Source organism: Negativicutes bacterium, from assembly GCA_021372785.1.
In the GTDB taxonomy this organism is placed as follows: Bacteria; Bacillota; JAAYKD01; order JAAYKD01; family JAAYKD01; genus JAJFTT01.
Window position 1 is genome coordinate 117,107 of sequence record JAJFTT010000036.1, and the last position, 13,987, is coordinate 131,093.

Consider the following 13,987-nt stretch of genomic DNA (forward strand, 5'->3'; position numbering starts at 1 on the left):
TTACAGCAAAAAATGATTTCCCTTTAAAATACCAAAGTAATCAGAATTCATTTCTAACGCAACTGTAGTTATCTGTCTTTCTATGTGGAAAACACGAATGGAATAATGAAAAACACGATTCTGGATTCAGCCTGTTTTGAAAGAAATGTGGTATAGAAACTTAACTTGTTGTTCATAAAAAATTCAACTGATCCGCATAATCATTATCGTTTCTTTTGTGACCGCGTTTTTCTTATTTTGCTATAAAGGAGAATGGTTCCGGCTGCGTTTGCTGATAAAATAGTATAATTATAAGAAATTATTTGCAAGAATTCAAACAGTGGCTCCTTGTATAAAACATCAGACAAAAACCTAGACTGTCAGGATTCTCGCCACTCTGCCGACCACACCGCCGACCAATCTGACCTTGATGCCATGCGGATGCATAGGTGAATTGGTTAGTATATCTTTGACAATACCTTCGGTTAATTTCCCGCTCGCCTGATCCTGCTTTTGCACAACCATAACGGTGAGACCCGGCTTAATCTGATTACGAATTCTTGCATCCATCTTGTTTCCTCTTTCTCCAGCCAGATCAAGATTGATTTGCATAAGAAATTTGCTCCAGATAGAGTCCTTCGGGTGGAGCCATTGTCCCGGTGCGGATCCGCTCGCCGGAAAGCAGGATCTGGTTAACCTCTTCCGCTTTTTTTTCACCCAAACCAATTTCAATTAAGGTGCCGACGATTTTGCGGACCATGTTATAGAGAAAACCGTCGCCGCAAATGCGAATTTCAACCATTCCCTGCTTTTGTTCGATTTCCAGTGAATGAATGGTGCGAATTTTGTCTTTCTTATTTGATTTTGCATTGGAATAAACAGTGAAATCATGCTGCCCAAGAAAATATTGACTCGCCCTTTTCATCTGCTGCAAATCCAGTTTCTGTTCCACCTGCATGCTGTAATATCGCATAAAAGGGTTGCTGTAGTTTTCATTCCAGATTTTATAGAGATAGGTCTTGCTTTTGGCATTGTAGCGCGCATGAAAGCGCTCGGATACTTCTTCTGCCGCGCAAATGCTGATCGCTTTGGGCAGATAGTGATTGAGGAAGTGCATAATATCATGGCAATTGAGGTTTTCCTCTGTTTTAAAATTCGCTGTCTGAGCCAGCGCGTGCACACCGGCATCGGTCCGGCTGGCGCCAACCACTTCGATGGGGTAACCAAGCATAGCAGACAGTGCATTCTCAATTACAGCCTGGATGGTATTCTCCGTATTCCCCAAACGCTGCCAACCTCTGAAATGCTCTCCATCATAAGCAATTGTTAATTTATAATTGTGCATTGAATTCCCTTCCCTTTGGGCAAGACATGCCTGGCAGCATTGCGCAATCCATCGTCTGCCGGTTGGTCGCACATGCTGTCTGCGCCGCCTGATCGCGATTCCGGTAAAATATCTCTTGACTGGCTGACAGACACGTTTTTGATTTTCTCTTGTCTGGTATCTTTTTTACATCTTACCTTGAAAATAGATCCCTGTCAAGATGACAGTCACCCGCAGCGCAGGCACTCGTTGAAAACACTGCCGTCTCAATTCAACTCAGAAAAAAGCTCCCTTCAGAGATCTGAAAGAAGCTTTGATCCGAAGCAACCGATTGCAGAGCATGAGAACTGCTGCTGCCATCTTCTCGCCTCTCTCCCCCTTTGCTCTCGAAAACCCAGGTTTACTGCCTGGCATCCTGCCGGAACAAAGCCAGCAGCGAACCATAGCCCTCTTCTGCCATTTTTTCTTTGGCAATGAAACGCAAAGCCGCACTGTTGATACAATAACGCAAGCCGCCGGCTGCAGCGGGACCATCCGTAAACACATGCCCGAGATGAGCGTTGCCGCCCTTACTGCGTACCTCAACTCGCTGCATGCCAAATTTGTGATCTGTGAATTCCCGAATCCGCTCCTTGCTGATGGGTTTGGAGAAACTTGGCCAACCACAGCCGGAAGCGAATTTATCATCAGATGAAAATAAGGGTTCGCCGGTGGTGATATCAACATAAATACCCTGGCGAAAGTGATTATAGTATTCATTCTGAAAAGCCGGTTCGGTCGCCTGATTTTGGGTTACCTGATACTGCAGTTCTGTCAGCCGACTTTTCAGTTTTTCTTGCTCCGGTGGCTGGTATGACAGTTCCGGATCCTCTGCTCTTTCTGCTTGACTGAATTTCTCTTTTCTGATATGACAGTAGCCGCCAGGATTCTTGGTCAAATAGTCCTGATGGTATGTTTCTGCGGGACAATAATTTTGCAGAGGCAGCACTTCAATCGCTAACGGTTCAGTATAGCGTTTCTGCAATTCCTGCAGGGAGGTCAAAATGATTTCCCGATCCGCCGCATCGGTGTAATAGATACCGCTGCGATATTGGATGCCAAGATCATTGCCTTGTCGATTTTTCGCCACCGGATCAATCACTTCATAGAAGAGCTGCAAGAGGAACTGCAGACGAATTTTCTGCGGGTCATAGGTCACTCTTACCGTTTCTGCATGCCCGCTGCTCTGACACACTTCTGCATACGTGATCTGGTCGCCTGTGCCGTTGGCATAACCGGCTTCGGTTGCCAAAACACCCTTTACCACCGAGAAATATTTCTCGGTTCCCCAGAAACAACCGCCTGCCAGATAAATTTCTTTGCTCGTAACAGCCTGTCCCGACCCGATCTCTTCTACCTGTTCCGCTGTTTTTGGCTGATGTTTAAGAACTCCCATCATCTACCTGCCTTTCTGTTCTACTCTGATTTTCCTTCATTTTCGAATCACCGCTTAATTTCTCGTCTTTGCTTCTTCTGCAACCAACTCACATGCATAAAATAGGTTCGCCACCGCATCGTCATAATCACTGAGCCTCGCTGCTTTCCTGATTTTCCCGGCATAGTTCTCCGAATCGGCAAACAAATGGATCATGTAAAACCAGATCTCTTTCATTTTCAACAATACATTGCGGTCAGCGCCGAGCGCGCTTCGGTAACCGGTATAAATCAGATCATGAAACTCGTTCAGCAAACTCCTTTCGAGTTTCTTCCCGTCTTGAATCTCAGCCAGCAAGCCGGGATTAGCAATCAGACCACGACCAAGCATCACCTTTTCCACCTGGGGAAACTCCTGCCGAAATTGCCTGTAAGCCTGCACTGAGCCAAGATCTCCGTTATAGCAAACCGGATTTTTGCTGAGCAGAAGCGCTTGTCTGAAGATCGTATAATTGGGTGAGTTATGATAGAAATCCTGCCGGACTCTGGGATGAATGATCAATTCCGTGATCGGGTACTTGTTGAAAATCTCGAGCAGCGCATAAAATTCTTCCGGTTGTGCCATGCCCAACCTGGTTTTTACTGAGATGCGCAGCTGAGATTGTGCGAAAATTTCTTCTAAAAAAAGGTCCAGTTCTTTCGGTTGGGCAAGAAAACCGGCGCCTCTCCCTTTTGCTGTCACAGTACCGGAGGGACAGCCTAAATTCAGATTGATTTCCCGGTAGCCCAACTGCTGCAGCCGATTGGTCGTATGCAGAAAATCTTTGGCTCGATTGGTCAGCAATTGGGGGATTAAGGTATACCCTTGGTTATGCTCCGGCAGCAGATCGTTGATCTCTCTCGTTCTCAGACTATCACTTTGATTTGCAGAGACAAAGGGGGAAAAATAGCGATCGATACGATTAAAACAGTGTTGGTAAGCATTGCGATAAATATAACTCGTAATCCCCTGCATCGGGGCAAAATAAAACAGCATAGCAGAGTATCTCCTCTCGGGTTGTCAGCAGGATCCTGATTGACTCTCTGCTTTTACTATATAATATTACAGGAAATTTTGCCATCTGTCAATCAATTCAACAGAAATCCCAGCTGTTGCTTAGATGACAAAAAACTTCTATCCGAATGAATCGTTCGGATAGAAGTTTAGCATCCAAAGAAATTGTGCACTATATGACTTGCGGATGAGCAATTTTGGCTAGGTAACGAATCAAGACATAGAAGACCACAACAAGCGCGATCAGTTCTTCTGCTTTGACCAGTGTTGGTAAGAAAGCCAGCTTAATTCCTTGTTTGAGCAAAAAACCTTGACTCAATTTTAAGGAGAGGGCGGCAATCACCAAGGGAAAAGTAAAGGCAGAGTAACTGGGATAAAACTTGAGCCGCAGCAAGCAAAGCATTTTGCTGAGCACAAAAAAGTAGAAAGCTTGAGAGAGCACAAGCAAAGCATAAAATAGCAACATGTTTTTCTGATTAAAACAATTGAGATAACCGGCCAGACACAGAGCACCCGGCGCAGCAAAAATCGCTAAAGTCGGCAAAGCCGGCTCCGGAATTCCCTTGACCCAAAAGGCTCTCTTGCTCACGACGAAAAGCAAAACCAGATAGCTTGCCAAAGCAAACCAGAAAGCGGCTTGGCCAACTGTCTGATTGAAGGCTTTGCCGGTGACCGCTGCCACAGCAATTCCAACATAAACAATAAACCAGCTGGGAAACACTTGCTTGATCTCAAATTTAACCACAAACTTCAGCGTAAAACGAATCAACAGAACAAGATGCAGACCAAGACCGATCAGCCACAGCAAAGCAGCAACGCCGGCATGATACGGTTTTAAATAAGCCGCCAGCAGCATCAGACTCATGGAGTAGGTAGGAAATACGGATGCTCCGATGGGTGTATTTAGTTCTTGCATTAATCCAGAAAAATCACTGATGAACTTTGCTGTGCTGAGGAGAAGCAAAATACCGGCTAAGCTGCCGAGTAAATTCCGGTAATTATCGCCATACGATTGTACGAGATTCCCCAATGCGGCCAACGCCAAGCTGACACCGACGATTGGCATCGGTATTTTTTTGAAAAAATCTTTCATTTCGCTTCCGCCTTTACTATTCCGCTTTCAAAACGCCGTCTTCCAGCAAGGCTTTGGCAACCCATGCCGCCACAACACCGGTGATTTTGATACAGTGATTCTTTCTTTCCTCGGATTTAAATTGATCACCGGACCACTCCCGGGTCAGCACGCGGCAGCAAGTTGCCTGATATTCCTGAATAATAAAATCATGCAAGGCTTTGGCTTTTTCAAACATTTTCGGGTTCATCACCTCTCCATGCACGCGGCCATAAACAAGTCCAAGTGCCATTTCTCCGCCTGAGACTGCTCCGCACAAACACTGCGCTTTTCCTAAGCCGATGGGGAAGCCGGACGCCATTTTGACAATTGTATCGGGACATGGCTTGCCAAGAGCATCATTAATTGTCTGCAGTACCGCTTCCGAGCAGAAAAATTCCCCCCGGCGGAAATAACCCTCCGCAGTCTCACGGATCTGATCCAAATATTTTTGTTCTTTCTCTGTCATATCAATTTCCTCTCTTTTTCATAAGCATCTCCGGTCGCAGCAAGCCAAAGACAGGAAAGCACAAATCGAACCAGGCCGCCTGTCTTACTCTGCCGCTGATTTTTTTGCTTTACCGATTCTAAACCAGAATTCGACTGCTGAGTCATCGAATATTCCTTTTTTGATCAAGCAACCATATAGACCAGGTTTATATTCATTGAATTCCGTTTGTTTCGGAGAAAATCCACCGCAACCCTGCGTCATTGATAAGTAATTTTTCTCCATTCTCTCAAAAAAAAAACCTGAGATCCCTCCCCAACGAAGCCGCTGTGATCTTGGGCTGTCCAGCAAAAGGCAGCGGCAAGGAGATAACGGGCCCGCAAAAGTAAAACGATCCTCCCTGCTTTTTTACAGGTTGGATCGCTTTCCGGATCAGTAAATTTTTTATTACGATCTCAGGAGCGAAATCCGGCAAACTTCCAGCAAATTTTCCTTCACCATAAATTCGACATGCATCTGCGCAAATTCAAAAGCATAAATCCGTTGGGGATCCGATTGGTAAGAAGGGCGCGGATCAGCGGCTAAAATGGCAATCAGCGCCTGCCGCTGTTGTTCGGGTACCAACTGCAGCAAAGCATCGGCAAATTTTACCGTCAGTTGATCTGCCTGAACCGGATCAGAAAATCCGCCGCGCGCTTCCGGATGACTGTCCGTATAGCTAAGATAGGGTTTGATGTCATAGATTGGCGTTTGATCAATCAAATCGGCTCCCAAAACATGCAGAATCGGGCCCAGCGTGCTATGCCATTCCACACAGTCCAACTTGACCGAGGAAAGGCCCAGCGCATTGGGGCGGAAAGGAGAACGGGTAGCAAAAACACCCATACGCCGGTTGCCGCCCAGACGAGGCGGCCGCACCGTAGCAGACCACTGTGTCCGCACGTTTTGCGAAAACTGCCAAATTAACCAGAGATGTGAGAAATCAGCCAAGCCGCGGCAGGTATCCGGGTTCCGGTACTTTGGTACAAAGATGATCTCGGATTGGAGGGTTTCCACCAGTCCGCTCTGCCGTGGCACGCCAAACTTACCGGAGAAATCAGACCGGATGTGAGCGATGATTTTTAAAGGCGTCTGCGCGGTTTCGTCTGCTGCCAGGCCCATCGTTTCTTCTTTCTTGTCTTTCTGCATTCTCTACCCTCCCTGTCCGGATTTTCTCTGTTCTGGTGCTTCCCTTACTGTGAACGCCGGCTTTCTGAATGCTGCTTAATTTGACAAACAGGAAGCGATTCCCTGCCTGACTGAGGGGTAATGTCAAACACTTGTGACTGCCTCGACCAAAAAAAGGAGAGCCAGCCGCAGATGGCTCCCCTCCCTGTGTCTCGTCTGATTGCTGTCTATTTGTACAAATCAACCAATTTCAATAAATGTGCATAACGATCGGCAGCTGCTTTTTCGGATTTGGCAAACAGGTCGTCTGCGCGTTCCGGGAAAGCAAGTTTCAGGCTGCTGTAACGGGTTTCGTTATTCAGGAAATTTTGATAAGATCCATCACCCGGCTTGGAAGTCAAGGTAAACGGGTTCTTACCTTCCGCTTTCAGGGCCGGATTGAAGGAGAATAAATTCCAATAACCCGCCTTGACAGCCGCCTTCATTTCATCCTGACAGTGGTTCATGCCGCCCTTGACACCATGCAGCTCGCAGGGCGCATACGCGATGATCAGCGAAGGTCCGTTATAAGCCTCCGCCTCGGCAATCACTTTTACCGCCTGCGCCGGATTGGCGCCGATGGCAATTTGTGCCACATAAACATATCCATAGGTCATGGCAATTTCCGAAAGACTCTTTTTGTTGATTTCTTTGCCGGCTGCGGCAAACTGACATACTTCACCGATATTGGAGGCTTTAGAGGCTTGACCGCCGGTATTGGAATACATTTCGGTATCGAAAACCATTACATTGACATTCTCTCCGGAAGCCAAAACGTGGTCCAAGCCACCGTATCCGATATCATACGCCCAGCCGTCGCCGCCCAGAATCCAGACGGATTTCTTGGCAAGATATTGCTTTTTCTCCAGAATGGCTTTGGTGAAGGGACAGCCGTTGGCGTCCGCTTTTTCCACTTCGGCCAGCAGCGCATCGGCTGCCGCTTTGTTGTCCCTGGTGCTGTCCCTGGTCTCGATAAATTTCGCGTAAGCCGCCTGGAATTCAGCGCTGGATTTTGGCGAAGCCGCCATTTTTTCCAATTGCGCCATCGCTTGATTACGCAAAGTTTTTTGGGCGAGATAAATGCCAAAACCGTGTTCGGCATTGTCTTCAAACAAGGAATTTGCCCAGGCCGGGCCCATTTTCGAATCCTTATTGACGGTATACGGGCTGGTGGCAGCCGGGCCGCCCCAGATGGAAGAACAACCGGTTGCATTGGAAATATACATATGCTCTCCGAAAAGTTGGGTCAAAATACGGGCATAGGAAGTTTCCGCACAACCGGCGCAGCTGCCGGAGAATTCCAGCAGAGGCTGATTGAACTGAGAACCTTTGACCGTGGTATCGGCCGGCATACCGGGTTTCTTGCTGACATTGGCTACCAGATAATCAAAAACCGGCTGCATTTCCGTTTGGCTTTCCTGCGGCACCATTTTAATTGCCTTGGACGGGCAAACGGTAATGCACTCGCCGCAACCCATGCAATCAAGCGGTGAAATACTCATCGTAAACTGATAGTCGCCGGCTTTCGGTTTGGTATTCGCCAATTTGATCTGAGCAGGTGCCGCTTTCACTTCCTCTGCATTGAGCATAAACGGACGAATGGTGGCATGGGAACAGACAAAAGCACAGTTATTGCATTGGATGCAAACCTGCGGATCCCACTCCGGAATCGTCACGGCGATGCCGCGCTTTTCGTAAGCAGAAGCACCCAGTTCAAATTGTCCGGTCTGATAATCCATGAATGCAGAAACAGGCAGACTGTCGCCGTCCATAAGCCCGATGGGTTCTAAAAGATTCTTAACCATCCTGACCGTCTCCGGACGTCCGGTCAGTTCCGCCCTGACAGCATCCGCTTCCGGATTGGCCCAGGCAGCCGGTACTTCCACTTTATGCAGAGCATCGAGTCCGGCGTCAATCGCTTTGTAGTTCATCTCAACAATTGCATCGCCTTTGCTGCCATACGATTTCTTGGCGGCCGCTTTCATATATTCGATGGCCTTTTCAATCGGCATGACATTGGCTAATTTGAAGAAGGCAGATTGCAAAATGGTATTGGTGCGTTTGCCCATGCCGATTTCAATCGCTTTATCAATGGCATTGATCGTATAGACCTGAATCTTGTTGTTCGCAATATATTTCTTGGCTTCGGCATTCAATTTAGCAGCCAGTTCCTCATCAGACCATTGGCAGTTGATCATAAAGATACCGCCGGGTTTGACATCCTGAACCAGCTTATATCCCTGCACAACGTAAGACGGATTATGGCAGGCTACGAAATCAGCCTGACTGATGTAATAGGGACTCTTGATCGGTTGATCGCCAAAACGCAGATGGGAAATGGTGATGCCGCCGGTCTTCTTGGAATCGTATTGGAAGTAAGCTTGAATGAACTTATCGGTATGATCGCCGATGATCTTGATGGAATTTTTATTGGCGCCAACGGTTCCATCCCCGCCCAAACCCCAGAATTTACACTCCACCGTGCCCGGTGCGGAGGTGATCGGTGCCGGTTTGATTTCCGGTAAGCTTAAATTGGTCACATCATCCACAATACCAATTGTAAACCGAGATTTGGGAGCCGTTTTTTCCAGTTCTTTATAGACAGCGAAGACGGAAGACGGCGGTGTATCTTTGGAACCGAGGCCATACCGTCCGCCGGTGATGACAATATCATTTAAGGCAGCTTCGCGCAGGGTGACGGCAACGTCAAGATAGAGCGGATCGCCTAACGAGCCAGGTTCTTTCGTACGATCCAGGATCGCAATCTTTTTCACTGTTTTGGGTAAAACCTTCAGCAGACTGCCGGACACCCAGGGACGATATAAGCGGACTTTGATCAAGCCGACTTTTTCTCCTTTGGCTGTCAGATAATCGATCACTTCTTCAGCCACGTCGCAAATCGAGCCCATGGCAATAATGATGCGGTCTGCCTCGGGAGAACCGTAATAGTTGAATAAATCATAATTCGTACCGAGCTTGGCGTTGACTTTGGCCATATATTTCTCAACGACCGCCGGCAGGTCGTTATAAACTGTATTGCAGGCTTCACGATGCTGGAAGAAAACGTCGCCGTTTTCATGGGAACCGCGCATGGCCGGATGTTCCGGATTCAAAGCGCTGGTTCGGAATGCCTTGACCGCATCCATGTTGCACATATCTTTCAGATCAGCGTAATCCCAGCTTTCGATTTTTTGGATTTCATGCGAAGTCCGAAAACCGTCGAAGAAATTAATGAAGGGAACTTTGCCTTCGATTGCCGACAGATGCGCAACCGGGCTTAAGTCCATGATTTCCTGCGGATTGGTTTCTGCCAGCATGGCAAAACCGGTTTGCCGGCAGGCATATACATCACTGTGATCGCCGAAGATACTCAATGAATGCGTGGCTACCGTACGCGCCGAGACATCAAAAACGCAAGGAAGCTGTTCCGCTGCGATCTTATACATATTGGGAATCATCAGGAGCAAACCTTGCGAAGCGGTAAAGGTTGTGGTAATCGCACCCGCTGCCAAAGAACCGTGCACCGCACCGGCGGCGCCTGCTTCCGACTGCAGCTCAACAACTTTAACCTGATTGCCGAAAATGTTCTCCTGTCCCGCGGCCGACCATTGATCAACAACATCAGCCATCGGACTCGATGGGGTAATCGGATAGATCGCAGCCACATCCGTATACGCATAAGCTACATGCGCAGCGGCGGTGTTGCCATCCATTGATTGTTTGGATCTTGCCATTTTATTTTATTGTCCTCCTCTGTAATGAAAGATTCGTTTCACCTTATTGGCTATGGCGAATTGTATCATTATTTTTAAACTTTGTAAAGGCGCCGCAACGTTTTTGCGCCAAATAAATGCCATTGCTCTCTTTTGTGCCGAATCCTGCCATATTCTTAATTTTTACCTGAAAATCCGAAGCAATACTGGAACATTTTTGACGAAATACAACAGAAAACGCCGGCTTTGCTGCCGGCGACCGTCATTCGCTGCTCTGCATGCCGCAGCGGCCGGCCGCCGTTATTTCGGCAAGGAAATTGCCTCCGCTAACAATTGTCTGACATAGTTTGGGAGGGCAAAAGCGCCTTTGTGGATTTCGGTATTGTAATATCCGGTAGTCAGACCCAGGGCATTCCAGGCGTCTGCGTCCAAATCCGCTACGGGATCCAGTGCCTTGGCCGCAAAGCCAAACAGCCAATGCCCGGAGGCATAGGTTGGAATATGAACCTGGTAGACTTTGGCGACCGCAAAAAATTCGTGGATTCTCTGATGCGCTCTTTGCATCTGTAAGGCATATTGCGGATAAAACGGGCTCTCATGCTGATTGACCAAAATCCCGTTTGGTTTGAGCGCCCGATAACAATTCCGGTAAAAATCCCTGGTGAATAAGCCTTCTCCCGGTCCGATCGGATCGGTACTATCCACGATGATCAAATCGTAACAATCCGTTTTTCCTGCGATGAATTTCAAACCATCCTCAAAATATAACGTGACCCGCCTGTCCTGCAAACCGCCGGTTGAGTTGGGGAAGTATTCCCGGCACACCTCAACCACCAGCGGATCGATTTCTACCATATCGATTTTTTTGATGGAAGCATAGCGCACCAGTTCTCTGACACTACCGCCATCGCCGCCGCCGATCACGAGTACATTTTCAATTTTCGGATTGGTAGCCATCGGAACATGCACAATCATGTCGTGATAGATAAACTCATCTTTTTCCGTAATCATGATCAAGCCATCCAGGGTGAAAAATCTCCCCAGCTGTTTTGATTCGAAAACATCGATTCTCTGAAATTTACTTTGCCCTGCATACAACTGCTTTTCAATCTGGATCGAGAGTTTTACTCCCTCAGCGTGCGTTTCCGAAAACCATAAATCCATTTTTCTCCCCTCCTTACATTGTCAGCTTTTCTTGCTGTAGACATTGCTGCCGCTGAAAATTTCAATCATCTCGCGGCGAAGACTGTTTGCAATGGCCAGGCGTTCCTTGGGAGTATACTCCCGCACATCTTTTTCAAAAAAATAATCCTGCAAGTTCAGTTCCTTGATCATCATTTTGGTGTGAAAAATATTCGCCTGATAAATATTGATATCATAAACATCATATTGCTCCAGAGTTTTTGGATCGATAAAGTCCTGAATGGATGTGATGTCATGATCGATGAAAATTTTACTGCCGTCTTCCTCTCTGGTAAACCCGCGCACACGGTAATCGATGGAAATGATATCCGAATCAAAGCTGCCGATCAGATAATCCAAAGCATTGAGCGGAGAAACCTTACCGCAGGTAGAAACATCAATATCCACCCGAAAGCTGGAAATAGATTGATCGGGATGATATTCCGGATAGGTATGTACGGTAACATGACTCTTGTCCAGATGTCCCAGGACGGTTTTTCCCGTATAAATTAAACCCTGCCCCGCATTGCAGGAAGGATCGATCCGCTCTTTGTCTACCGGTGTTTCTGAAATCAAAACGACGACGCTGGCGCCCTGCGGATCATAATCCTGTTTGGAAATATTCAAAACATTGGCGCCGATGATGCGGGTTACTTCGGTCAGGATCTTGGTCAGCCGTTCCGAATTGAACCATTCGTCCACATAAGCCAGGTAATCGTTCTTATCTTTGGCTCCCTTCGCATAGCAGATATCGTAGATATTAAAGCTTAGAGTTTTGGTAAGATTGTTAAATCCATACAATTTCAGTTTGTTTGACATCGTATACTCCTTTCTGCCACCGCAACCTTGCTACAATCCCGAGCCCGGCGCTTGCTGTTACCGAAGAAATTCTCCATGCCGTTCTCTGTCTTTTTGATGAGCCTGTATGCAGTATATCTTACCATACTATGCAAATATGAACAAGTCTTCTTTCTCCATTCGTTTGATTTTCTGGGAAATCCCCCGCCGCTTGAAAAAGTGCGTCTCTATAATAAAAAAAACCCGCGCTGCAAATGCAGTGAGATTTTTGAAATTTCGCCTTTATTCTTTTCCGATCCTGTTTTTGCCTGCCGCCTCAGCTCTTCGGTTAGTCAGCGCTCCGCAGTTCCTCCGGACGATTTGCTTTCCGGCCGATTATTTTGTAAATCTGCTGCCAATTCTTGACGCGCGTGACATTTACCGGTAAGCTGCCTTGATTGTAATTACAATCAATCAGCAGAACTTCAAAGCCCGAGGATGCCAACTGTATGACATTCTCATAACTGTCTTCAATGAATACATCCGAATGTAACTCGGCCGCTTTGCCCACTTTGTTGGCATGTCCCAATAAAGTAAGGGAATCCAGCGGAATGTTGTTTTTGGCTAACCACTCTGCACTGACTTTGTCCATTTTTGCTTCACGGGCAGTGACAAAATGGATCTTCTGACCCGCATCGTATAACTTATGCACGATCTCCGAGGCTCCCGGCCGCATTTTTGATTCCTGGTGCAGTATTTCGCCATAACGTTGATAAAACTGCTGATAATCCGCTGGCTGCACACCCAAAACCTGAGGAATATCATAAATTGTAATATCGCTCGCTTTCAGATTGGTTTGAAAATAAGCATTGGCTCTTTTCAGCCAGTAATAGGGCTCTGTAACGGTTCCGTCAATGTCAATACATATATTTAATTGTTTGATTCTGTTCACCTCCTTTTCTATGGTTACTATAACACATCATTGTTAAACCCTCAGCACAGAATTGTATTATTTATGTAAAATATTTCGGCTTATTTCTCCCGAAGATATGCCCTCAGCGTCTCGATATCCCGCAAGACCTGCTGCCGCGTCTCCTGCAGGGAAGGAAACTTTTTCGTTTCTCTGAGGTAGCAAAGCAGATATAAGTCTGCCTGTTTCCCCAGTATCTCCTGATCGAAATCAAGAATATAGGTTTCCAGGCTGATTCTCTCCTCGTCATCAACAGAAGGTCGTCTGCCGAAATTGGTCAGGCCCCAATAACAGACCGAATCGATCACAATTTTACTGATATAAACACCCAGTTTCGGCAAATCGGTCTCTGTCTCTCGCCAGGCCAGATTGGCAGTTGGCATTCCTACTTTTCTGCCATTGCCTTTTCCCCTGACAATTTGTCCGGAAAAATGAAAGATCGCTTCCATTCCGTTCCACTCCCTCTTCGATCCGGGTGATTCGCTGCTTTTAGGCCAGCACATCGTGAAATTCCGCATGCTCCGTCAGCATTTTTTGAGCGTATGGACAAAGCGGTATGATTTTCTTGTGCTCTTTCCGGGCAAATTCCACCACTTTTGTCAGCAATTGCAGAGCGATCCCCTGCCCTCGCAGTGACTCGGTTACGAACGTGCGCTCGATGGTGATGAACCCCGGCGCTGTTGTCGGAAAGATAATTTCCGCCAATGTGCTGTTGTTTTCGTCTGTGATGTAGAATCTTGCATCCGCTGCTTGAATCATCATTGTTGATCCTCCCCTTGCCGGCATTTCAACCGGGGAAACAGGCTGAAA

The 13,987-nt window shown here is 47.1% G+C and carries 13 protein-coding genes; all 13 read right to left on the reverse strand.

What is annotated here, in order from left to right; all coding sequences use genetic code 11:
- Positions 1 to 351: 351 nt before the first annotated feature.
- Positions 352 to 549 carry a YwbE family protein gene (locus tag LLG09_05235; protein ID MCE5196515.1) on the reverse strand — a complete coding sequence of 66 codons (198 nt, stop codon included), beginning with the start codon at positions 547 to 549 and terminating at the stop codon, positions 352 to 354.
- Positions 550 to 574: 25 nt separating this feature from the next.
- The gene (gene truA / locus LLG09_05240) at positions 575 to 1,324 is read right to left on the reverse strand and encodes a tRNA pseudouridine(38-40) synthase TruA (protein MCE5196516.1); all 750 of its coding nucleotides are present in this window, start codon (positions 1,322 to 1,324) and stop codon (positions 575 to 577) included.
- A 379-nt stretch (positions 1,325 to 1,703) separates the two neighbouring features.
- Entirely contained in the window at positions 1,704 to 2,738 is a 1,035-nt protein-coding gene (msrB, locus tag LLG09_05245) for a peptide-methionine (R)-S-oxide reductase MsrB (GenBank protein ID MCE5196517.1), read from the reverse strand.
- A gap of 54 nt (positions 2,739 to 2,792) precedes the next feature.
- On the reverse strand, positions 2,793 to 3,752 hold the full coding sequence (locus LLG09_05250; protein ID MCE5196518.1) for a tRNA-dihydrouridine synthase family protein: 960 nt from the start codon (positions 3,750 to 3,752) through the stop codon (positions 2,793 to 2,795).
- A 190-nt stretch (positions 3,753 to 3,942) separates the two neighbouring features.
- Positions 3,943 to 4,863: a TDT family transporter gene (locus LLG09_05255; protein MCE5196519.1), complete on the reverse strand. Its 921-nt coding sequence runs from the start codon at positions 4,861 to 4,863 to the stop codon at positions 3,943 to 3,945.
- 16 nt (positions 4,864 to 4,879) lie between these two features.
- Positions 4,880 to 5,350 carry a C-GCAxxG-C-C family protein gene (locus tag LLG09_05260; protein ID MCE5196520.1) on the reverse strand — a complete coding sequence of 157 codons (471 nt, stop codon included), beginning with the start codon at positions 5,348 to 5,350 and terminating at the stop codon, positions 4,880 to 4,882.
- A 426-nt stretch (positions 5,351 to 5,776) separates the two neighbouring features.
- Complete coding sequence (gene tsaA, locus LLG09_05265) at positions 5,777 to 6,490, reverse strand: tRNA (N6-threonylcarbamoyladenosine(37)-N6)-methyltransferase TrmO (GenBank protein MCE5196521.1); 714 nt, start codon at positions 6,488 to 6,490, stop codon at positions 5,777 to 5,779.
- A 233-nt stretch (positions 6,491 to 6,723) separates the two neighbouring features.
- Complete coding sequence (gene nifJ, locus LLG09_05270; GenBank protein MCE5196522.1) at positions 6,724 to 10,269, reverse strand: pyruvate:ferredoxin (flavodoxin) oxidoreductase; 3,546 nt, start codon at positions 10,267 to 10,269, stop codon at positions 6,724 to 6,726.
- A 279-nt stretch (positions 10,270 to 10,548) separates the two neighbouring features.
- The gene (speE, locus tag LLG09_05275) at positions 10,549 to 11,412 is read right to left on the reverse strand and encodes a polyamine aminopropyltransferase (GenBank protein MCE5196523.1); all 864 of its coding nucleotides are present in this window, start codon (positions 11,410 to 11,412) and stop codon (positions 10,549 to 10,551) included.
- A 21-nt stretch (positions 11,413 to 11,433) separates the two neighbouring features.
- Positions 11,434 to 12,249 carry an adenosylmethionine decarboxylase gene (gene speD / locus LLG09_05280; GenBank protein MCE5196524.1) on the reverse strand — a complete coding sequence of 272 codons (816 nt, stop codon included), beginning with the start codon at positions 12,247 to 12,249 and terminating at the stop codon, positions 11,434 to 11,436.
- A gap of 307 nt (positions 12,250 to 12,556) precedes the next feature.
- A complete protein-coding gene (locus tag LLG09_05285; protein MCE5196525.1) occupies positions 12,557 to 13,159 on the reverse strand; it encodes a hypothetical protein in 603 nt (200 codons plus the stop codon).
- Positions 13,160 to 13,239: 80 nt separating this feature from the next.
- Positions 13,240 to 13,626 carry a riboflavin kinase gene (locus LLG09_05290; protein MCE5196526.1) on the reverse strand — a complete coding sequence of 129 codons (387 nt, stop codon included), beginning with the start codon at positions 13,624 to 13,626 and terminating at the stop codon, positions 13,240 to 13,242.
- Between the two features lie 40 nt (positions 13,627 to 13,666).
- The gene (locus LLG09_05295) at positions 13,667 to 13,939 is read right to left on the reverse strand and encodes an N-acetyltransferase (protein ID MCE5196527.1); all 273 of its coding nucleotides are present in this window, start codon (positions 13,937 to 13,939) and stop codon (positions 13,667 to 13,669) included.
- Positions 13,940 to 13,987 lie beyond the last annotated feature (48 nt).

Coding starts and splice junctions, on each gene's coding strand:
- nifJ (MCE5196522.1), bottom strand. CDS start 10,269: ATGGCAAGATCCAAACAATCAATGGATGGCAACACCGCCGCTGCGCAT.
- LLG09_05260 (MCE5196520.1), bottom strand. CDS start 5,350: ATGACAGAGAAAGAACAAAAATATTTGGATCAGATCCGTGAGACTGCG.
- tsaA (MCE5196521.1), bottom strand. CDS start 6,490: ATGGGCCTGGCAGCAGACGAAACCGCGCAGACGCCTTTAAAAATCATC.
- LLG09_05255 (MCE5196519.1), bottom strand. CDS start 4,863: ATGAAAGATTTTTTCAAAAAAATACCGATGCCAATCGTCGGTGTCAGC.
- LLG09_05295 (MCE5196527.1), bottom strand. CDS start 13,939: ATGATGATTCAAGCAGCGGATGCAAGATTCTACATCACAGACGAAAAC.
- LLG09_05235 (MCE5196515.1), bottom strand. CDS start 549: ATGGATGCAAGAATTCGTAATCAGATTAAGCCGGGTCTCACCGTTATG.
- speE (MCE5196523.1), bottom strand. CDS start 11,412: ATGGATTTATGGTTTTCGGAAACGCACGCTGAGGGAGTAAAACTCTCG.
- LLG09_05250 (MCE5196518.1), bottom strand. CDS start 3,752: ATGCTGTTTTATTTTGCCCCGATGCAGGGGATTACGAGTTATATTTAT.
- msrB (MCE5196517.1), bottom strand. CDS start 2,738: ATGGGAGTTCTTAAACATCAGCCAAAAACAGCGGAACAGGTAGAAGAG.
- LLG09_05290 (MCE5196526.1), bottom strand. CDS start 13,626: ATGGAAGCGATCTTTCATTTTTCCGGACAAATTGTCAGGGGAAAAGGC.
- truA (MCE5196516.1), bottom strand. CDS start 1,324: ATGCACAATTATAAATTAACAATTGCTTATGATGGAGAGCATTTCAGA.
- speD (MCE5196524.1), bottom strand. CDS start 12,249: ATGTCAAACAAACTGAAATTGTATGGATTTAACAATCTTACCAAAACT.